A 20,032-nucleotide genomic window follows, 5' to 3' on the forward strand; every position below is an offset into this window, starting at 1 on the left:
GTGAGCGACATCACCACCGAGACCGAAGAGTTCGACCCCGAGGTCCCCATCGAGACCGACGGCCCGGTTGCCTACACCTCCGAGACGAACCCGTCGCCGGAGCAGCGCGCCGAGACCGGACGGGTCGCGGTCATCAACCCGGCCGGCGCCACCGGCCGCCGCAAGGAGGCCGTCGCTCGCGTCCGCCTCGTGCCCGGCACGGGCAGCATCACCGTCAACGGCAAGCCGATCGACGTGTACTTCCCGAACAAGGTTCACCAGCAGCACGTGAACGAGCCGTTCGTCGTCGCGGGCCTCGAGGGCTCGTACGACGTGATCGCGCGGATCAACGGCGGCGGCATCACCGGCCAGGCCGGTGCGCTGCAGCTCGGGATCGCCCGGTGCCTGAACGCCGCCGACGAGGAGGCGAACCGTCCTGGCCTCAAGAAGGCCGGTCTGCTGAGCCGCGACGCGCGCATCAAGGAGCGTAAGAAGGCCGGTCTCAAGAAGGCCCGCAAGGCTCCTCAGTACAGCAAGCGCTGATCACCTGATGGGGCGTTTGTTCGGCACGGACGGAGTCCGTGGCCTGGCAAACGTGGACCTGACCGCGGAGCTCGCACTCGACCTTTCGGTCGCTGCGGCTCACGTACTCGGCGAGGCCGGTGCCTTCGAAGGGCACCGGCCACGCGCCGTTGTGGGGCGGGATCCACGCGCCAGTGGAGAGTTCCTGGAAGCCGCTGTGGTGGCCGGACTGGCCAGCGCCGGCGTCGACGTTTTCAAGCTGGGCGTGCTGCCGACCCCGGCCGTCGCCTATCTGACCGGCTCGACCGGTGCCGATCTCGGCGTGATGCTGTCCGCCAGCCACAACGCGATGCCGGACAACGGCATCAAGTTCCTGGCCCGCGGCGGGATCAAACTCGACGACAAGATCGAGGACGCGATCGAGGTCCGGGTCGGCGAACAGTGGCAGCGCCCGACCGGTGCCGCTGTCGGCCGCGTGGTCGACGACGGGCAGGGCTTCGAGACGTATGTCTCGCACCTGGTCCGCTCGGCGCCGAACCGGTTCGACGGGGTCAAGGTCGTCATCGACTGCGCGAACGGTGCCGCCTACGGGACGGCTCCGGAGGCGCTGCGGCGTCTCGGCGCCGAAGTGATCACGTACGCCGCGGCACCGGACGGCCTGAACATCAACCTGAACTGCGGATCCACCCACCTGGAGGGTCTGCAGCGTGAGGTGATCGGGCACCGCGCCGACCTGGGCATCGCCCTGGACGGCGACGCCGACCGCTGCCTGGCGGTCGACGCCAACGGCGACCTGGTGGACGGTGACCAGATCCTCGCGATCCTGGCGCTGGCGATGCGCGACAGCGGCCGGTTGTCCAACGACACCGTGGTCGCCACCGTGATGAGCAACCTCGGCTTCGTCCAGGCGATGGTGCGGGAGCGGATCGCGGTCGAGCAGACCAAGGTCGGCGACCGGTATGTGCTGGAGGCGATGAAGGCCGGCGGCCACAAGCTCGGCGGTGAGCAGTCCGGGCACGTGATCCTGTCCGACCACGCCACCACCGGCGACGGCACGCTGACCGCGGTCATGCTGCTGGCCCGGATCGCCCAGACGGGGAAGACGCTGGCCGATCTGGCCGGTGTGATGACCCGCCTGCCGCAGGTCCTGGTCAACGTCAAGAACGTGGACAAGGATCGCGCCGGCACGGATACCGCCGTACAGACTGCTGTTTCCGAGGCCACTGCGCGGCTCGGCGACACCGGGCGCGTGCTGCTTCGTCCTTCGGGCACGGAGCCGCTGGTTCGGGTGATGGTGGAGGCTGAGTCGTCCGACCTGGCCGACGAGATCGCGCACTCACTCGCCGACGTCGTGGCAACCTCACTGAAGCTCTGAGCACCAGCTCCACGCGGCCCCGGAACCCCACCAGGTTCCGGGGCCGCCGCAATTTCCCTGGCTAGCCACCGATATCAGGGGTTCAGCACCCTGAATAAGGGTGGAGAACCCCCGATATGACTGCCTAGTGAGCGAAATGGGGTCAGGAGACGGAGATGTCGACCGAGGGGCGGAGTTCGGCGGCTACGGCGAGGGCTTCGTGGACCGGGTTGTGCAGGAAGGCCTCGATGGCCTTGGGGTCTGCGGGGGTGGTGAGGGCCGGGAGGGCGAGCTGTTCGTACGCCGCCTGGAACCGCGGTCCCCAGCGTCGGGTACCGAGCCGGGCGGTCCGGGAGCAGTTGTCGACCATGAAGGCGACGTCGCGGGCGTGCATGTAGGGGAGCAGTGAGTCGACCGCCTCGATGATCGACTCGTTCACGATCTCCGACCAGGCATGGCCGCGGGCCGCGAACTCGTCGACCTGCGCGGTCATCGTGGCGACGAAGAGCCCTGCTGTCACCGGATCAATGGCTGCTTCCGCGCCGCGGCGAGCGTGCGCTTCGGTGCTGTGCGACCACATCTCGCTGCCCGCGATCGCGGTCATCGGCCGGGTGGCGAGGCGTTGCTCGGCCAGGATGACACTGCGGAGTTCGGTGCCTTCGGCAACTTCATCGTAGATCTCGGCGACCAGGTCACGCGCCGGCAGATAGGTCGCGCTGTACGCGCGGTCGAAGAGATCCTGGTCCGCTCCAGCCAGAGCAGCCCGTACGGCGGGCAGCCCGGCGGCCGAGATCGTCCGCGCGATCGGCCCGGTCACGGCCTCGGTCGAACGCTCGTACGCCGTCACCGGGTCGGCCCCCTCGAGCCGGAAGTACCGGTAGAGCGCCTCGACCAGACCGTGCACCGCGCCGAGCAGGATCGCCCGCTCACCGACGATGTCCGAGCGGTACTCGGCCGACAACGTGGTCGCGAACGTGTACGGCGAACCGAGTGCGACCGACCAGGCCAGCGCCCGATCGGTCGCGTGGCCATCCGGGTCAGCGTGTACGGCGATGCTCGCGTTGATCCCGGCACCGTTGACCGTCGCGCCCTGCTGGTAGAGCCGCCGTACCGAATCGCCCATGCCCTTCGGGCAGACCGCGATCACCGGGTGGCCGGGCGGGAAGTCGCGGCCGCTCGCCTGCAGGTGGCCGAGCAGGAAGCCGTGCGACAGGCCGATCGTGGCGCCGGGCTTCAGGACCGTGAAGATCGTTTCGTGCTGGGCGGCGAGGGCCGCGTCGGCGATCAGCAGGATGAGCAGGTCGGATTCGGCCGCGACGCTGAGCAGGCCGCCGAGGGTGCCGTCCTCCTCGGTGAACCCGTTGGCGCGGGCGTCGTCCGCCGAGGTCGAGCCCGGCCGGAGACCGACCGAGACCGTGATGCCGGTGCCGGCCAGCGAGTCGCGCAGGTTGAGCGCCTGGGCCCGGCCCTGCGGTCCCCAGCCGAGGACGCCGATCTTGCTGATGCCGTGGAAGGCCTCGGGCAGCAGCGGGAACAGGTCGCGGCCGCCGCGGAGGATGGTCTCGGTACCCCCGGGCACCGTCATGGTCTCGGTCCGGAAGACCGTCGAGTCGATGGTGGTCATGTCTTTCAGTGAAGACCGGAGTTACTGTTGCAGCAAGCGCAAGATCTGCATCGCTGCGTTGCAAAAGGTGAAACATGGACCATCGCGAGCTCGAACTGTTCCTGCACCTCGCCCGCACGCTCAACTACGGCCGCACCAGCCTGGAGAGCCACGTCAGCGCAGCAACCCTCACCCGGACCATCCAGCGCCTGGAGGTCCGCACCGGCAGCCGGCTCTTCGACCGCGGCCCGCGCGGAGTGGTGCTCACCGCCGACGGACGCCGGTTCGCGACGTACGCGGAACAGGTTCTGGCGCTGTGGGGTGACTATCGCGCTGGCGTCGACCTCCCGCCGGACCTGACCGGTGAGCTACGCATCTTCGCCACTGTGACCGCCTGCGAGTCGCTGCTCCCTGATCTGCTCGCCCCACTCCGCGACGCCCACCCGCAGATCCGCCTCGACATCCGCACCGGCGACGCGGCGGTCGCTCTGGCCCGCTTGGACGAGGGCGAGGTGGACGCCGCCGTGGCCGGCATCCCCAAGCGCCTCCCTGACACTCTGATCAGCCGCACCATCGCCACCACCGACCTGATCCTGGTCAGTGCACCAGGTGTGCCTGCAGACAGCCCGTACGTCGTTCCGGCGCGCGGACTGGTCCGTGAGGCAGCGTTCCGGTGGTTCCGGCACCGGGGGCTTCGTCCGGGCATTGCGGCCGAGCCAGACGGCCATGAGGCGCTACTGGCCCTGGTGGACCTCGGCTACGGCATCGGCATCGTCCCGCGGCTGGTACTCGACACCTCGACGTTCTCCGGCCGCCTGGTCGAGCGCCGGGCCGATCCGCCGCTAGACCAGCTGCCGATCGGGCTGTGCGTCCGCCGTACCGACCTGCACCGCCCGCTCGTCACTGCGCTGTGGAACGCGCCAATGAACTGAACCTCACGAAGGTGGTGGCCCGACGGTGGTGCCCGGGTGGAGGGTGGCGGGGACGAGCTGAGGGGGCAGGGGGTCGGCGCCTTCGAGTTGGCGGATGAGGGCCTCGATGCCGAGGCGGCCGAGCTCGGTGCCCGGGGTGCGCATGAAGGTGACCTCGGGGTCGCTGAGTGCGGCGACCTCCGGGACCATGAACAGCGAGAGCACCGACACGTCGCCGGGGATGTCGCGTCCCTGGCGCTTCAGGGCCGAGACCACGCCCAGCGTGCCGAACTCGTTCGCGACCAGGATCGCGGTCGTCTCCGGATGCTCCCGCAGTAGCCGTTCGGCCGTCTCGCGGCCGGCCCGGGGCGTGTCGGGAGAGGGCTCGACGACGGTTCGCAGGCCGTACTCGGCCACCACCCGCCGGTACGCCGCCTCTGACCGGACCCATGGGCCGTATTCGTGGAAGCGGGGGTCGGCCAGGTCGCCTGAGATCAGCGCGAGCTCGCGGTGGCCGAGCTCGTGCAGGTGGCCGACCGCGGCCTCGACAGTGGCGTCGAAGTCGATGTCCACGTGGGCCAGGCCGTCGAGCTCGGTCGTCCGGCCGATCAGCGCGAACGGCGTCCCGGTGTCACGCAGCACCTCGACGCGCGGATCGGCGAGCTGGACCTCCATCAGGACGACGCCGTCGACCAGTCCCTGGCCGAGGAGTTCGCGCAGTTCGACGCCGTCGTTGCCGACCGGCCACAACACCAGGTGGTACTCCTTCGCGCGCGCCCGCTCGGCCGCGGCGGTGAAGAACTCGGCGGTCGACATCCCGAAGCGGTGCTCGAGCGCGGGATAGGCCATCGCGATGATGTGCGTCCGCCGGCTGGCCAGCGCGCGGGCGACCACGTTGCGCCGGTAACCCAGTTCGGTCATCGCCTGCTCGATCCGGGCCCGGGTCGCCGGCGTCACCGGCTTGGTGTCGTTGAGCAGGAACGACACCGTCGCGATCGACACTCCCGCGCGCTCCGCGACATCGCGCATCGTCACCACCGAAGTCGCCCCCTTGTGAACTCTTGACAGCACTGTGACCCAAGGAACATAGTCCTTTCACTTCGGAGTTAAGCGCTTTACCGGCAACTGTGCAAGGAGTCCGATGTGATCAGCAGCAACCGGCCCATCGCCGTACTGGCGGGTGCGATCGCCCTCGCACTCGCTGCGGCGGCCTGTGGTGGAAACGGCGGAAACGGCGGCGGTACGTCGTCCGGTGGAGCGGTCAGCAGCCTGACCGTCCTCGACTACTACAACAACGACCCCGACAAGGCGCTGGTCCAGAAGGGCCTGGACGCCTGCGGGACCAAGCTCGGCGTCAGCATCCAGCGGGAGACGGTGCCTGGTGACACCTTGATCCAGAAGGTGCTCCAGCAGGCGTCGTCGAAGACCCTGCCCGACGTGCTGATGCTCGACAATCCCGACGTCCAGCAGATCGCCGCGACCGGCGCCCTGGCGTCCCTGAACGACCTGGGTCTGAACGCGGACGGAGTCATTCAGGGCATGGTCGACGCGACGTCGTACCAAGGCAAGCTCTACGGACTGGCGCCGGTGACGAACACGATCGCGCTGTTCTACAACAAGGACATGCTGGCGGCAGCCGGCGTGCAGCCGCCGAAGACCTGGGACGAGCTGAAGGCCGCTGCCAAGAAGCTGACCAAGCCCGGCCGCTACGGCATCGCGTTCAACGCCAACGCGACGTACGAAGGTTCGTGGCAGTTCCTGCCGGCCATGTGGACCAATGGCGGCGACGAGACCGACCTGAAGAGCCCGCAGGTGGCGGAAGCCCTGCAACTGTGGGTCGATCTCGTCCAGTCCGGCTCGGCGTCGAAGAGCGTGATCAACTGGACCCAGGGCGACGCCAAGGACCAGTTCGTGGCCGGCAAGGCAGCGATGATGGTGAACGGCCCCTGGCAGATCCCGGCCCTGGAAGCGGCCCCGAACGTCAAGTGGGATGTCGTCACCTTTCCGCTGAACAAGCCGGATCAGACACCGGTCGCGCCGCTCGGCGGTGAGGCCTGGACGATCCCGCTGAACAAGGACCAGGCCAAGCAGCAGAAGGCCGCCGATTTCGTGAAGTGCCTGAACTCCGACGAGAACGAGCTGGCCTGGGCGAAGGCCCGCTTCACCCTCCCGACCAAGACCGCGCTGCTCGACCAGTACGCCAAGGAGGTGCCGTCGATGAAGGCGTTCGCCGAGCAGGTCAAGACCGCCCGCTCCCGGACCGGCAAGCTCGGCGACAAGTGGCCCGAGGCGGCGAAGGTGATCTACCAGGCGATCCAGTTGGCGCTGACCGGCAAGGCCTCGGCACAAGATGCCTTCAAGCAGGCCTCGGGCGGCTGACATGGCGCAGGCGACACTGACCCGGACAGTCGCCGTACGGCGGGGGCGCGGCCGGCGGAGCGAGAGCCTGACCAAGATCCTGTTCGTCCTGCCGGCGGTCATCGCGATGGGCGCGCTGTTCGGGTACCCCGTGCTGAAGAACCTGGTGATGAGCCTGCAGGACTACACCCTGCGCACGTTCTTCACCGGCCAGGCGCCGTTCGTCGGGCTCCGGAACTACTCGGCGATGGTGAGCGACCAGTTGTTCTCGCAGGCGATGGTGAACACCGCGTTGTTCACCATCGGCTCGATCGCCTTCCAGTTCGGCATCGGCCTGGCCCTCGCGCTGTTCTTCCGGCGGCGGTTCCCGCTCGGCGGCCTGCTGCGGTCGTTGCTGTTGCTGCCCTGGCTGTTGCCGCTGATCGTGTCGAGCGCGACCTGGCGCTCGATTCTCGAGCAGGACAGCGGCATTCTCAACCGGACGCTCACCGGTCTGCATCTGATCGACCAGCCGGTGCCATGGCTGAACTCACCGTCGGTCGCGCTGATCGCAGTGATCGGGGTGAACATCTGGATCGGGATCCCGTTCAACGTCACGCTGCTGTACTCCGGTCTGGCCGACATCCCTGATGAGCTCTACGAAGCCGGGCAACTCGACGGCGCGACCGGGCGGCGCGCCTTCGTGCACATCACCTGGCCGAACCTGCGCCCGGTGGCGAGCGTGCTGCTGATGCTCGGTGTCGTCTACACGATCAAGGTGCTGGACATCATCCTCGGCCTGACCGGCGGTGGGCCGGCCAATGCGACGCAGACGCTCGCGACGCAGTCGTACGAGCGGTCCTTCGTCGACTTCAAGTTCGGTGAGGGAGCGGCGCTGAGCAATCTGCTGATCGCTCTCTCGTTCGTGTTCGCGATCTTCTACCTGCGCGGCACCCGCCGTGCCGTCGACGAGTAAGGAGGCCCGGCGATGACGGATTCGGCCACCCGCCGAGCGGCGTACACGGTGCTCGGCCTCCTGATCCTGGCCGTGATGCTGTTCCCGGTCTACTGGATGCTGAACGCATCGCTGCAGCCGTCCGGCAACACCTTGACGGCCGGGCTGCTGCCGCTCGACCCGAGCTTCGCGGGGTACCGGCGGGCGCTCAGCGAGCAAGGCGGCAATCTGGTCACCAGCCTGATCATCGCGACCGGGACGGTCGTGCTGAGCCTGGCGATCGCGGCGCCCTGCGCCTACGCGCTGTCCCAGTTCCGGTCCCGCTGGGTGTCGATCGGCCTGCTGGCGATCCTGATCTCGCAGATGATCCCGGGGATCGTGATCGCCAACGCGCTCTACACGGCCTACGAACGGATCGGCCTGCTGAACTCGATCCCCGGGCTGATCGTGGCCAACTGCAGCAGCGGCGTACCGTTCGCGATCCTGATCCTGCGGTCGTTCATGCTCTCGCTGCCGCCGTCGCTGGTGGAGGCCGCGCGGGTCGACGGCGCCGGCCTGTTCCGGGCCTTCGTCGCGATCGTGCTGCCGATCAGCCGGAACTCCCTGATCACCGCGGGACTGTTCAGTTTCCTGTTCTCCTGGAGCGACTTCCTGTTCGCGCTGACCCTGACCACCAAGGGTGGCGTCCGCCCGGTCACGCTCGGCATCTACCAGTACCTGGGGACCCAGGTGCAGAACTGGAACGCGGTGATGGCCACCGCGGTCCTGTCGGCGATCCCGGCCGTCGTGCTGCTGATCGCCGCCCAGAAGTACATCGCCGCCGGCGCCGTCGGCGGAGCGGTCAAATGAGGAGTTGCAGATGACGTTACGCGTACTCGTCTGGGGCGAGAACCGGCACGAGCAGACCGAACCGCACGTCGCGGCGATCTACCCCGACGGCATGCACAGCACCATCGCCGCCGGTATCCGCGAAAACCTCGACGCCGACGTTTCCACCACGACTCTGGACGAGCCGGAGCACGGGCTGACCGAGGAGGTGCTGGCAGCCACCGATGTCCTCGTCTGGTGGGGACACGTGGCGCACGGTGAGGTCGAGGACAAGGTGGTCGAGCGGGTCTACCAGCACGTGCTGGCCGGGATGGGCCTCGTCGTCCTGCACTCGGGTCATTGGTCGAAGATCTTCGGCAAGCTGATGGGGACGTCGTGCACGCTGCGCTGGCGGAGTGAGCGTGACCGGGAGCTGGTCTGGACGGTGAGTCCGACCCATCCGATCGCGCAGGGCGTACCGCATCCGATCGAGATCGAGCAGCAGGAGATGTACGGCGAGTTCTTCGACATCCCGGTCCCGGACGAGCTGATCTTCATCTCGACCTTCAGTGGCGGCGAGGCCTTCCGGTCCGGCTGCACCTTCCGCCGGGGGCACGGGAAGATCTTCTACTTCTCGCCTGGTGACCAGGACTACCCGGTCTATCACCACAAGGACATCCGCCGGGTGATCGCGAACGGCGTCGCGTGGGCGAAGTCGGATCGCCCGGAGCGCGCCGTACCGACGCTGCTGCGCTACGAGACCGGTGACTTCTTCAACGGACACGGTTACACCAATGGCTGAGCCTCTCCGCGTCCTCCAGGTGGGAGCCGGCGGCATGGGCCGTGCGTGGCTCCGCACGATTTCCGAGAGTCCCGACGCCAGACTGGTCGGTCTGGTCGACCTCGACACCGGACTGGCTCGCAGTGCGGCCGACGAGCACGGGTACGGCGACGTACCGGTGGCTGCGTCGATCGACGAGCTGGCGTCGCTGGCTGATGCTGTGGTCGACGTGACGGTACCGGCCGCGCATCCAGTGATCAGTGCGACTGCGCTGCGGCATGGGCTGCCGGTGCTGTCGGAGAAGCCGTTGGCGTCGACTGTTCGCGAGGGGCTGCAGATGGTGGCCGCTGCGGAGGTCAGCGGGAAGCTGCTGATGGTGTCGCAGTCCCGGCGGTACTTCCGGGCCGGCAACGCGTTTGCTCGGCAGATCGCTCAGCTCGGTGTGGTCGGGTCGCTGTCGTGTGAGTTCTATAAGGCACCGCGGTTCGGTGGTTTCCGTGAGCAGATGGCTGAGCCGTTGCTGGTGGACATGGCGATCCACCAGTTCGACCTGGCGCGCAAGCTGATCGGTGCGGCGCCAGTCTCGGTGTACTGCGACTCCTACAACCCGGAGTGGAGCTGGTTCGAGGGCCATGCGGCCGCCAACGCGGTGTTCACCTTCGCCAACGGCACCCGGTTCGCTTTCAACGGCAGCTGGTCCGCTCCCGGGCTCGAGACCTCGTGGAACGGCACCTGGCGGGCCAGCGCGGCTGAGGGGACGGCGTACTGGGACGGCGACAACGCACCGACCGCAGAACTAGCTGACGGTACGGCGGTGGTGGCGGAGCTGGGCGAAGAGCCGGAGCAGATCGCTGGTTCGCTGGCTGAGTTCGTCGCTGCGGTTCGCTTCGGCGACGTGCCGCAGTCCGAGGTGCACTCCAACGTGATCAGCGTGGCCATGGTGGAGGCCGCCGTACAGTCCGCCGCTACTGGTGCGGCGGTGCGGATTGCCGACGTACTGACGACTGCGCATGCCGAAGCGATCGCTACTGCGACTGACCCCGCTGTGCGTGCCTGCTTGGAGTCATGGCCGGACGTACTGAAGACTCTGGAGGTATGACGACCCTTTCGCGGTCACGGTTGGTTCCAATGCGACCGCGGGACCCGCACGAGCCCGGGCGCGTGGCGTCCACGCTGGAGCTGTTCTTCGACCTGGTGTTCGTGGTCGCCGTGAGCGTGGCGGCCGCGCAGTTGCACCACGCGCTCACCGAGAAGCACATCGCGCACGGCGTGCTGTCGTACGTGGTGGTGTTCTTCGCGATCTGGTGGGCGTGGATGAACTTCACCTGGTTCGCCACGTCGTTCGCGGTCGACGACTGGCTCTACCGGGTGCTGACGATCCTGCAGATGAGCGGCGTCCTGGTGCTGGCGGCCGGGATCGAGCGCGTCTTCGCCGACGAGGACTTCCGGGTCGTCGTGGTCGGGTACGTCGTGATGCGGGTCGCGATGATCGCGCAGTGGCTGCGGGCGAGCCGGGCCTCGGAGCATCGGCGGGTCACCCAGTTCTACGCCGGTGGAATCGCCGTGGTGCAGGTGCTGTGGATCATCCTGTTGTTCCTGCCGCACGAGGTCACCATCATCGGCTGGGCGCTCTTCGCGCTCGCGGAACTGGCCGTGCCGGTGCTGGCCGAGCGGCAGGGGCGGACCACGCCCTGGCACCCGCACCACATCACCGAGCGGTACGGCCTCTTCACGCTGATCCTGCTCGGCGAGAGCCTGCTCGCCTCGGCCAACGCGATCATCGAGGCCGTGCACGAGCACGAGGAGCTGCCGCCGCTGATCGCGGTCTCGGTGCTCACCCTGGTCGTCACAGCGGCCCTGTGGTGGATCTACTTCTGGCCGCCGCACCACGACGCGATCACGTCGTTCGCGAGCTCACTGCGCTACGGCTACGTCCACTTCTTCGTGTTCGCGGCGGCCGGCGCGTTCTCGGCCGGGGTCGAGGTGCAGATCGATGTCATCACGCATCACAGCAAGCTGAGCGAGTTCCTGGCCTCGTTCACGGTGACGCTGCCGATCGCCATCTTCGTGCTCGGGATCTGGTGGATCGCGCTGCGCCAGAGCGCGGACCGGGTGGTGAACATCGTCGTACCGGTGGGTGCGCTGCTGGTGTTGTTCGACCCAGTCATTCCGGTGCCGTTCGTAGTCACGGCGGTCTTGATGGTGGCGATCGTGGCAGTGCTCGTGATCAGGCCGCCAATAACTGCCTGACCGGGGCGGTGGGGTGGGGAAGGAAAAGTGTCGGTGGCGAGCAGTAGTTTCCCCTTGACCCACTGTGGCGATGTTGTGGTTAACTTTCGCTACTGGGGGATGCGCCTGTAAGTCACTTACTGTTGGGGGTCCGCCATGCCCGCCCTACGCCGCCTCAGTCTTGCCGGACTGGCCCTTGTCACCACCGTTGCGGGAGTGTCGATGACCGCCGCTGCCAAACCTCCATCTCCGGACACACCGCTGGCGCAAGCCGGTCGGGCGATCCAGGGGATGTCACTGGAGGAGAAGGTCGGGCAGCTGTTCGTGCTGTTCGCCTACGGTCCCGGCGCGCAGCAGCCGGACGCGCGCAACACCAGCCTGTACGGCGTCGCCACGCCGGCCGAGGTGGTCGCGAAGTACAAACCGGGTGGCTGGATCTACTTCGACGGCCGGGGCAACGTGCAGAACCCGACCCAGGTCGCGACGATGTCCAACGAACTGCAGCAGGCCGCGATCGGGACCGGGCTGCATGTGCCGCTGCTGATCTCGACCGATCAGGAGCAGGGCGTGGTGACCCGGATCGGGCCGCCGGCCACGCAGTTCGGTGGCGGGATGGCGCTCGGCGCCTCCCGCAGTACGGCGGATGCCCGGACGGCCGCTGCGATCACCGGCCGCGAGCTGAAGGCGCTGGGGATCCGGCAGGACTACGCGCCGGACGCCGACGTGAACATCAACGCGCTCAACCCGGTGATCGGCGTCCGCTCCTTCTCGAGTGATCCGAAGCTGGTCTCCGAGATGACCGCTGCGCAGGTCCAGGGGTTCCAACGGGACGCCGGAATCACGGCGACCGCCAAGCACTTCCCCGGCCACGGTGACACGGTCGACGACAGCCACACCGCGCTGCCGACGATCAACCACACGCTCGAGCAATGGAACACGATCGACGCGCCGCCGTTCAAGGCCGCGATCAAGGCCGGCATCGACTCGATCATGACCGCGCACATCGTCGTACCGGCGCTTGATCCGTCGGGTGACCCGGCGACGCTGAGCAAGCCGATTCTGACCGGTGTGCTGCGGAAACAGCTCGGGTTCCAGGGCGTGATTGTGACCGACGGGCTGGAGATGGCCGCGGTTCGCAAGCAGTACGGCGATGCCGAGGCCGCGGTCCGCGCGATCGAGGCGGGAGTTGACCAGTTGCTGCTGCCGCCGGCGCCGGACGTGCAGTTCAACGCGGTGCTGGACGCGGTGCGCTCCGGGCGGATCAGTGAGCGGCGGATCGACGAGAGCCTGCTGCGGATCCTGCTGCTCAAACTGAAGAACGGTGTGTTCTTCCAGCCGTACGTCGACGTCGCCAAGGCCACTGCGATCGGACCGGCGGCCAGCCTGGCGACGGCCCAGCAGATCGTGGACAAGAGCATCACGCTGGTCAAGGACAACGCGAAGACGCTGCCGCTGAGCAACACCCCGCGGAGCATCCTGGTGACCGGGTGGGGCGTCTCGACAACGCAGAGCCTGGCCAACAGCCTCAGCAAGCGCGGTGCGACCACCACTGTCGCTCAGACCGGCGCAGCGCCGAGTGACGCGGCCATAGCGGGCTCAGTGGCGAAGGCTGCCGCCAACGACGTCACTGTCGTCCTGACGCGCAAGGCGTGGGACTCGAAGGTCACCGACAAGCTGGGCAAACAACGCAAGCTGGTCAACGACCTACTGGCCACAGGCAAGCCCGTGATCGTCGTAGCGGTCCAGGACCCCTACGACATCGCGTACTTCGACGCTGCGCCGACATACCTGGCCACCTACGGCTATGCGGCCGTGTCGATGGAGTCGCTGGCCAAGACCCTGTACGGCGAGATCAGGCCGACCGGCAAGCTGCCAGTCGACATCCCGGTCGCCGGGCAGCCGCAGACACCCCTGTACACCTTCGGCCACGGAATGAGCTGGTGACGATGAAACGACGCACCCTGTTTGCTGGTGCCGGCGTGATCGCCGCTGCGCCGCTGCTCGACGTACCGGCTGCAGCTGCGCATCCAGGAGGTGGTCGGAGCTTGATGACCGGGGCCGAGGTGCTGGCCAAGGATGACTGGAAGGCGCTGGCCGGGCAGAAGGTCGGAGTGATCAGCAACCCGACCGGCATCCTGTCCGACCTCAACCACGTCGTCGACGTCATGCACGCGTCCGGCAAGGTGAACGTGGTCGCGGTCTTCGGACCCGAGCACGGCTTCCGCGGTTCCGCGCAGGCAGGTGGGTCCGAGGGCGACCACGTCGATCCGCGGACCGGGATCATGGTCTACGACGCGTACGGCGCGACCGCGGACAAGCTGGTGAACCTCTACACGAAGTCCGGTGTCGAGACCGTCGTCTTCGACATCCAGGACGTCGGTGCGCGGTTCTACACCTACATCTGGACCATGTACGAGGCGATGCTGGCCGCGGTCCGCACCGGCGCGCGCTTCGTCGTACTGGATCGGCCGAACCCCACCGGTGGTTCTGCGCGCGGACCGATGCTGAAGCCCGGGTACACGTCGGGGGTCGGCAAGCGGGAGATCATCCAGCAGCACGGGATGACGGTGGGCGAGCTGGCCCGCATCTTCAACGCGGAGTACCTGCCGCTCGACACCAACGGTGCGCGGCTGAAGGAGCTCCAGGTGATCCAGGTGCGCGGCTGGACGCGCGACCAGCTGTACGACGACACCGGGCTCACGTGGGTGATGCCGAGCCCGAACATGCCGACTCCGGATACCGCGCTGCTCTATCCGGGCATGTGTTTGTTCGAGGCGACCAATCTGTCCGAGGGGCGCGGCACGACCCGGCCGTTCGAGCTGATCGGAGCGCCCTACATCGATTATCGCTGGGCGCAGGCGTTGCAGGCGAAGAAGATTCCGGGCGTCGCGTTCCGGGAGGCCTACTTCACGCCGACGATCAGCAAGAACGCGAACGTGCTGTGCGGCGGCGTGCAGGTGCAGATCACCGACCCTTCGAAGGTCGAGGCGATCACAGCGGCGACTCACATGATCGTGGAGGCGCGCAAGCTCTACCCGGGCTTCGCCTGGCGGGCCGAGAACCCGCCTGGCCGCTGGATCGACCTGCTCACCGGGTCCGACCGCTTCCGGACCATGCTTTTGGCGGATGCGACGGCCGAGGAGATCGTGGCAGCCTGGAAGCCCGAGACCGACGCGTGGACCGCGCGGCGGGCAAAATACCTGCTCTACAAGGGAGCGCACCGGTGAATCGCGTCGTTGCGCTCACGATAGCCTCTGCGGTGATGCTGACGATGACTTCCCCTGCGGTTGCCCATAGCAACAAGTCCGGCCGGTTCGACCAGCCCTTCGAGGGCTACGCGCCCAAGGGCACGTTGCTCCGCGAAGCGACTCCGGCGAAGGCCGGTCTCGATCCGGTGCCGATCGACGCGGCGCTGGCCCAGGTCGACGGCTGGACACGCCCGGCCGGTACGGCGAAACCTCTGTACGCCGGGGCGGTGACGCTGCTCGGGCATGACGGGCACGTGGTCGCCCGCCAGGCGACGGGACTCGCGCTCAAGTACGCCGACGGGAGCGGGACCGAGCTGCCGACCGACCAGCAGATCCCGATGCGGCCCGACACCATCTTCGACATGGCCTCGGTCTCGAAGCTGTTCACCTCGATCGTGGTGCTGCAGCTGGTCGAGAAGGGGAAGGTCGGGCTCGACGAGCCGATCGCGACCTACGTCCCGGAGTTCGCCGAGAACGGCAAGGCCGCGATCACGATCCGGCAGGCGCTCACGCACACCACTGGACTGCCGTCGTGGCTGCCGTTGTGGAGTTCACGGCCTGATCCGGCCTCGCGACTGCAGATGGCGCTGACCGCGAAGCCGACCAGCCCGGCCGGGACGACGTACCTGTACAGCGACCTGAACCTGATCTCGCTCGGTGAGGTCGCGCACCGCGTGAGCGGCAAGCCGCTCGACCGACTGGTTGCCGACGGAATCACGAAGCCGCTGCAGATGCGCGACACCGGCTACAATCCGGATCCCAAGAAGAAGCCGCGGATCGCCGCGACCGAGTACCAAACTGCGCCGGACCGCGGCATGGTTTGGGGCTCGGTGCACGACGAGAACGCCTGGTCGCTCGGTGGTGTCGCCGGGCACGCCGGCGTCTTCAGTACGGCGGACGACATGGCGGTGCTGGCGCAGACCTTCCTGAACGGCGGCAGCTACCGCGGAGCCCGGATCCTCAAGGAATCCTCGGTCACCGCGATGATCACCAACTTCAACCAGGGCTTCCCGGGGAACGATCACGGCCTCGGCTTCGAGCTGAACCAGCGCTGGTACATGAGCGGGCTGTCCGGGCCGCGCACCGCCGGGCACACCGGCTACACCGGTACGTCGCTCGTGATCGACTTCGACTCGCGGTCGTTCGCGATCCTGCTCACCAACCGGGTGCACCCGAGCCGCAACTGGGGTTCGAACAACCCGGCCCGGCGGGCGGTGGCGCAGGGACTCGCGCTCGCGCTCGGGGTCGGCCCGCGGCACGGCAAGGACGCGTGGTTCTCCGGGACGACGGATGCCGCGACGACCACGCTCGCCACGTCGGTCGCCGTACCGGCTGCTGGGGCGAAGCTGGCGTTCGACCTGTTCGTGGACACCGAGGACTCGGATCTGCTGTATCTGGAGACGTCGGCGGACGGGCAGACCTGGGCCAAGGTGCCGTTCACGGTCCGGGACCGGGGCACGGTGATCGATACCGACGGGACGATCAGTGGGTCCGGTGACCGGCACTGGCACCAGGTCACGGCCGAATTGGCCGCTGGGCAGCGGTCGTTGCGGTGGCGGTACACGACCGATCCGCTGTACCAAGGCCGCGGTATCTACGTCGATGGTGTGAAGATCACGAGTGGGCGTGATGTTCTTCTCGACGGCGAACGAACGCCTGAGTCATTTACCGCAACAGGTTGGAGACTTTCGCGTCGGTGATCCCATCTGGTGCATAGTCGCCGTACCGTGGCTGTCATGAGTTCAACAACCTCTCCAGAACCCACGGGGCCGCTGCTGGTCCGAGTCCGCGCGGTGATGCCCGCGCTGGCGCCGGCCGAGCAGCGGGTGGCGAACGCGGTCCTCGCGGACCCGGGCGGAGTGGCTGCGATGACGATCTCCGAACTGGCCGAGGTGGCCTCCACCTCGGAGACCACGGTCATCCGGTTCTGCAAGCAGATCGGCGTCCCCGGCTACCCGCAGCTCCGCCTGCAGCTGGCGGCCCAGTCGGCGACGGAGAACATCCGGCCCGAGGTCGGCGGCGACATCGAGCCTGGTGACTCGCTCGACGACGTCGTCCGCAAGGTCGCGTTCGCCGACGAGCGCGCGGTCCGCGAGACCGCGCAGCAGGTCGACGTCGACGCCCTGGCCAAGGTGGTGACCGCGGTCGTGAACGCGCCGCGGGTCGACATCTACGGCTTCGGCGCGAGCGCGTTCGTCGCGCTCGACCTGCAGCAGAAGCTGCACCGGATCCGTCGCGTCGCCTTCGCCTGGTCCGACGTACACATGGCGCTGCCCTCGGCCGCGCTGCTCGGCGAGGGTGATGTCGCGATCGGCATCTCGCACACCGGTGTCACCGTCGAGGTCGTCGAGGCGCTCGAGGAGGCCGCCAAGCACGGCGCCACCACGGTCGCCGTCACCAACTTCCCGCGCTCCCCGCTGGCCCGGACCGCCGATCTGATGCTGACCACGGCCGCGCGCGAGACGACGTACCGGTCGGGCGCGATGTCGTCCCGGATCGCGCAACTGACGGTGATCGACTGCCTGTTCATCGGCGTGGCCCAGCAGGTGCTGCCGGACGCTGTGAAGGCGCTGGAGGAGACGGCAACTTCGGTGCGCGGCCACCGGCTCAAGGGTTCGGATTAGGAGTCGAGTGGGTACGGATCGTTACGTCAATCGTTTCTGTCAACGATGAACAGAATTGAAAATCCTTCAGTAGAAAACTAACATCGATCACGTGACCACACCGACGGAGCAGCGCAACCCCCGCACGCTCGCCATCGACGCGGTGGGGACGACCGAGATCCTGCGGATGGTGAACGCCGAGGACGCCTCGGTCGCCGGCGCCGTCGCCGCGGTCGTCCCGCAGCTCGCCGAAGCAGTCGACCGCGCGGTCGAGGCGGTCCGCGGCGGCGGCCGCGTCCACTACTTCGGCGCCGGTACGTCCGGACGCCTGGCAGTGCTCGACGCCGCCGAGCTGCTCCCGACGTTCCACGTTCCCGACGGTCTGGTGGTCGCCCACCACGCCGGCGGGATGGAAGCGCTGCTCCGCGCCGTCGAAAACGTCGAAGACTCGGAGCAAGGTGGGGCCGACGATGCTGTGGCTGTCACGGCTCGGGATATCGCGATCGGTCTGGCGGCTTCGGGTAGCACGCCGTATGTGGCTGGCGCCTTGAAGGCCGCGCGGGCTGCTGGTGCGGCGACTGTGTTGGTCACGTCGAACCCGGATGCGCCGCTGGCGCCGCTGGCCGACATCGTGATCGCGGCTGATACCGGACCTGAGGTGATCGCGGGGTCCACGCGCTTGAAGGCCGGTACGGCGCAGAAAATGATCCTGAACGCGTTCTCGACAACGCTGATGATCAAACTCGGCCGCACCTGGTCGAACCTGATGGTCGACCTGGTGGCGACGAATCAGAAGCTCCGCAACCGCATGCTCCGCATCCTGGCCGAAGCCACTGGCGCCGACCACGACTCCTGCGAGTCCGCCCTTGCCGCAGCCGACGGCGAACTCAAGCCGGCCCTGGTCCACCTCCTCACCGGCGCACCCATCCCCGCCGCCCGAGCCGCCCTCGACGCCGCCCACGGCCGAGTAGCCACCGCCCTAACCACCCTCAACGCCCACGCCTGACCCCCACCTCCCGCGGGCAAAAAGACACCGCCTCCGGCTCGGCCGCTTGGGTGGCCGGCGTGGACAGGGGTGCGGCACCGTCGACCTGTGCGACACCGGCCGCCGACCCCTGCGACACCGCCGCCGACCCCTGCGGCAATTTGAGGGGATATCCCTTCAGATTGTCCCTTCTCCCCTGAGATTTTGGGCAGAGAAGGGGCAACTTGAGGGGATCTCCCCTGAAATGGTCGGCGACCGGACGGGCTTGGTCGTGGCGTACCGGTCTCTGCCCGGTGTGGTGGGTCAGTTGACTGGCGTGCTGGTGGGCTGGCTGGGCGCTGTTCCATCGTTGGCAGTAGGTGACCTGGTTGCGGTTGCTGGGGGTGGGGACAGGAAACGGGGGCTGTGAACAAGGCATAGCTTGTTCAAGGTCCCTGCGGGGTGTGCACACCCCCGAGTCGTATTCTGCGCACCCCCCGGGTCGTATCCGGCGCTCCCTCCGGGTACCGGACCTGGGTCACCGTCTAACCTCGCGCGCGGCTGCTCGTGCGGGTGATGCTGAGCGTGAAGGGTCCGAGCCGCGCAGGGTTAGACGGTGCTGGCGGTCCGCCCCCGCCACCCCTCAACGCCCGCCCGCCGTATCCCTCTGCCCCCGGCGAGCACGGTGGGTTCAGTCGCTGTGCAGAAAACAGCGGTCTGACGTCGAGTGGGAGGAGTTTGCCGCCAGAAATCGATATCCAGCAGCACAGTGCGTTCAGTCGGCGACTCGCTCCCCATACTCGCGGACCGGATCGCCCGGGACCCTGCGATCGGACGGCAGCCCGCCGGGGCGACAACGCGCGAACCACCCACGCCGTCGTCACCAGAGCCAAGAGGTGGACGGAGAAGGGGCAATTTGAGGGGATATCCACTGAAATGCCCAGGGGACGGCCGACCTGCTGGCAGGAGCTCGCTCGAGGGGTGTGGGACGCTGGCGGGGAGAGGGCTGGGTGGGTCTGCCGGTGGATGACGGGGATGGGCGACTGCTGGCGGGGGCGAATCTTTCGTACCGGCGACCTGAGTTGTACGACGCGATGATGGGTGATGACGGTGTTGTCGCCGAGGTTGTGCGGTTGGTCGGTGAGTACGCCGTACCGCCGAGCAGCGTCTTGGATCTTGGGTGTGGGACTGGGCGGCATCTGGCGGCGTTGCGGGACGAGTTCGGGGCTGAGGCGGTCGGGGTCGATCTGCAGAGCCAGATGGTTGAGTACGGCCGGCGCCGGCACGGGGTGGATCTTCGGTACGGCGACCTGACGGCGGTGCGGCTTGGCCGGCGGTTCGAGCTGGTGATGTGTCTCGGCAACAGCCTCTCGTATCTGCGAAGCGACGAGGATCTACGGGCGGCAGCGGAGACGTTGCGAGTGCACGTCGGAGACCGTGGGCTCGTAGTGCTCTCAACGCTGACGACTCCTCGGGTCGAGTCGGTGAAGCAGACGGTTCGCGTTGAGGCTGGGGCGATCGCGGCGACTGTTGAGGTCATGTCGGCTTGGGATTCGGTACGGCGGCTGCAGGTGACGCATCGGACCTGGCGGCATGACGACGGCACCACGGATGTCGACGTACTGCGGCGCAGGGTGATCAGTGTGGGTGAGCTCGCCACGGTCCTGCGGGAGGCTGGGTTCGCTGACGTGCGGTCGGTAGGGACGGGACTGGTCGTGGCGACTGTTTAGGCTGCCAAG

At 67.8% G+C, this 20,032-nt stretch carries 17 protein-coding genes; 15 read left to right on the forward strand and 2 right to left on the reverse strand.

Going from position 1 to position 20,032, the window contains the following annotated elements; translation table 11 throughout:
- Both rpsI and glmM read left to right on the forward strand, forming a co-directional pair.
- The gene (gene rpsI, locus ACFVWG_RS03090) at positions 1-522 is read left to right on the forward strand and encodes a 30S ribosomal protein S9 (RefSeq protein ID WP_391541439.1); all 522 of its coding nucleotides are present in this window, start codon (positions 1-3) and stop codon (positions 520-522) included.
- Between the two features lie 7 nt (positions 523-529).
- A complete protein-coding gene (gene glmM / locus ACFVWG_RS03095; protein ID WP_391541440.1) occupies positions 530-1,876 on the forward strand; it encodes a phosphoglucosamine mutase in 1,347 nt (448 codons plus the stop codon).
- Positions 1,877-2,018: 142 nt separating this feature from the next.
- Here glmM and ACFVWG_RS03100 read toward each other — a convergent pair whose 3' ends face one another.
- Complete coding sequence (locus ACFVWG_RS03100) at positions 2,019-3,479, reverse strand: ketol-acid reductoisomerase (protein WP_391541441.1); 1,461 nt, start codon at positions 3,477-3,479, stop codon at positions 2,019-2,021.
- 74 nt (positions 3,480-3,553) lie between these two features.
- On the opposite strand from ACFVWG_RS03100, the gene ACFVWG_RS03105 reads away from it, so the two are divergent.
- A complete protein-coding gene (locus ACFVWG_RS03105) occupies positions 3,554-4,390 on the forward strand; it encodes a LysR substrate-binding domain-containing protein (RefSeq protein WP_391541442.1) in 837 nt (278 codons plus the stop codon).
- 3 nt (positions 4,391-4,393) lie between these two features.
- On the opposite strand, the gene ACFVWG_RS03110 is transcribed toward ACFVWG_RS03105, so the two are convergent.
- Positions 4,394-5,398, reverse strand: a complete 1,005-nt coding sequence (locus ACFVWG_RS03110) for a LacI family DNA-binding transcriptional regulator (RefSeq protein ID WP_391541443.1) — start codon at positions 5,396-5,398, stop codon at positions 4,394-4,396.
- Between the two features lie 114 nt (positions 5,399-5,512).
- Between ACFVWG_RS03110 and ACFVWG_RS03115 the strand changes: the two genes are divergently transcribed.
- The 12 genes from ACFVWG_RS03115 (at position 5,513) to ACFVWG_RS03170 (ending at position 20,023) form a co-directional block, all read left to right on the forward strand.
- Positions 5,513-6,748, forward strand: a complete 1,236-nt coding sequence (locus ACFVWG_RS03115) for an ABC transporter substrate-binding protein (RefSeq protein WP_391541444.1) — start codon at positions 5,513-5,515, stop codon at positions 6,746-6,748.
- Between the two features lies 1 nt (position 6,749).
- Entirely contained in the window at positions 6,750-7,682 is a 933-nt protein-coding gene (locus tag ACFVWG_RS03120; protein ID WP_391541445.1) for a carbohydrate ABC transporter permease, read from the forward strand.
- Positions 7,683-7,694: 12 nt separating this feature from the next.
- Positions 7,695-8,510 carry a carbohydrate ABC transporter permease gene (locus ACFVWG_RS03125; RefSeq protein ID WP_391541446.1) on the forward strand — a complete coding sequence of 272 codons (816 nt, stop codon included), beginning with the start codon at positions 7,695-7,697 and terminating at the stop codon, positions 8,508-8,510.
- Positions 8,511-8,520: 10 nt separating this feature from the next.
- Positions 8,521-9,270, forward strand: a complete 750-nt coding sequence (locus ACFVWG_RS03130; protein WP_391541447.1) for a ThuA domain-containing protein — start codon at positions 8,521-8,523, stop codon at positions 9,268-9,270.
- A complete protein-coding gene (locus ACFVWG_RS03135; protein ID WP_391541448.1) occupies positions 9,263-10,348 on the forward strand; it encodes a Gfo/Idh/MocA family protein in 1,086 nt (361 codons plus the stop codon). The genes ACFVWG_RS03130 and ACFVWG_RS03135 overlap by 8 nt, the downstream gene beginning before the upstream one ends.
- Before the next feature lie 29 nt (positions 10,349-10,377).
- The gene (locus tag ACFVWG_RS03140) at positions 10,378-11,499 is read left to right on the forward strand and encodes a low temperature requirement protein A (protein WP_391541449.1); all 1,122 of its coding nucleotides are present in this window, start codon (positions 10,378-10,380) and stop codon (positions 11,497-11,499) included.
- 135 nt (positions 11,500-11,634) lie between these two features.
- A complete protein-coding gene (locus ACFVWG_RS03145; RefSeq protein ID WP_391541450.1) occupies positions 11,635-13,422 on the forward strand; it encodes a glycoside hydrolase family 3 protein in 1,788 nt (595 codons plus the stop codon).
- 2 nt (positions 13,423-13,424) lie between these two features.
- Positions 13,425-14,705 (forward strand): exo-beta-N-acetylmuramidase NamZ domain-containing protein, encoded by a 1,281-nt coding sequence (locus tag ACFVWG_RS03150; protein WP_391541451.1) that lies wholly within the window; start codon positions 13,425-13,427, stop codon positions 14,703-14,705.
- Positions 14,706-14,740: 35 nt separating this feature from the next.
- A complete protein-coding gene (locus ACFVWG_RS03155; protein WP_391541452.1) occupies positions 14,741-16,426 on the forward strand; it encodes a serine hydrolase in 1,686 nt (561 codons plus the stop codon).
- A 36-nt stretch (positions 16,427-16,462) separates the two neighbouring features.
- A complete protein-coding gene (locus tag ACFVWG_RS03160; protein WP_391541453.1) occupies positions 16,463-17,350 on the forward strand; it encodes a MurR/RpiR family transcriptional regulator in 888 nt (295 codons plus the stop codon).
- 91 nt (positions 17,351-17,441) lie between these two features.
- On the forward strand, positions 17,442-18,335 hold the full coding sequence (gene murQ, locus ACFVWG_RS03165; protein ID WP_391541454.1) for an N-acetylmuramic acid 6-phosphate etherase: 894 nt from the start codon (positions 17,442-17,444) through the stop codon (positions 18,333-18,335).
- Between the two features lie 980 nt (positions 18,336-19,315).
- Positions 19,316-20,023 carry a class I SAM-dependent methyltransferase gene (locus tag ACFVWG_RS03170; protein WP_391541455.1) on the forward strand — a complete coding sequence of 236 codons (708 nt, stop codon included), beginning with the start codon at positions 19,316-19,318 and terminating at the stop codon, positions 20,021-20,023.
- Positions 20,024-20,032 lie beyond the last annotated feature (9 nt).

It is taken from the genome of Kribbella sp. NPDC058245 (assembly GCF_042882005.1).
GTDB lineage: Bacteria > Actinomycetota > Actinomycetes > Propionibacteriales > Kribbellaceae > Kribbella.

What these genes read in the sequence shown, in the direction of transcription:
- ACFVWG_RS03100 (WP_391541441.1), bottom strand. Translation starts at nt 3,479, where the DNA reads ATGACCACCATCGACTCGACGGTCTTCCGGACCGAGACCATGACGGTG.
- ACFVWG_RS03135 (WP_391541448.1), top strand. Translation starts at nt 9,263, where the DNA reads ATGGCTGAGCCTCTCCGCGTCCTCCAGGTGGGAGCCGGCGGCATGGGC.
- glmM (WP_391541440.1), top strand. Translation starts at nt 530, where the DNA reads ATGGGGCGTTTGTTCGGCACGGACGGAGTCCGTGGCCTGGCAAACGTG.
- ACFVWG_RS03110 (WP_391541443.1), bottom strand. Translation starts at nt 5,398, where the DNA reads ATGCGCGATGTCGCGGAGCGCGCGGGAGTGTCGATCGCGACGGTGTCG.
- ACFVWG_RS03160 (WP_391541453.1), top strand. Translation starts at nt 16,463, where the DNA reads ATGAGTTCAACAACCTCTCCAGAACCCACGGGGCCGCTGCTGGTCCGA.
- ACFVWG_RS03155 (WP_391541452.1), top strand. Translation starts at nt 14,741, where the DNA reads ATGCTGACGATGACTTCCCCTGCGGTTGCCCATAGCAACAAGTCCGGC.
- ACFVWG_RS03125 (WP_391541446.1), top strand. Translation starts at nt 7,695, where the DNA reads ATGACGGATTCGGCCACCCGCCGAGCGGCGTACACGGTGCTCGGCCTC.
- ACFVWG_RS03150 (WP_391541451.1), top strand. Translation starts at nt 13,425, where the DNA reads ATGAAACGACGCACCCTGTTTGCTGGTGCCGGCGTGATCGCCGCTGCG.
- ACFVWG_RS03105 (WP_391541442.1), top strand. Translation starts at nt 3,554, where the DNA reads ATGGACCATCGCGAGCTCGAACTGTTCCTGCACCTCGCCCGCACGCTC.
- ACFVWG_RS03120 (WP_391541445.1), top strand. Translation starts at nt 6,750, where the DNA reads ATGGCGCAGGCGACACTGACCCGGACAGTCGCCGTACGGCGGGGGCGC.
- ACFVWG_RS03130 (WP_391541447.1), top strand. Translation starts at nt 8,521, where the DNA reads ATGACGTTACGCGTACTCGTCTGGGGCGAGAACCGGCACGAGCAGACC.
- ACFVWG_RS03140 (WP_391541449.1), top strand. Translation starts at nt 10,378, where the DNA reads ATGCGACCGCGGGACCCGCACGAGCCCGGGCGCGTGGCGTCCACGCTG.
- ACFVWG_RS03145 (WP_391541450.1), top strand. Translation starts at nt 11,635, where the DNA reads ATGCCCGCCCTACGCCGCCTCAGTCTTGCCGGACTGGCCCTTGTCACC.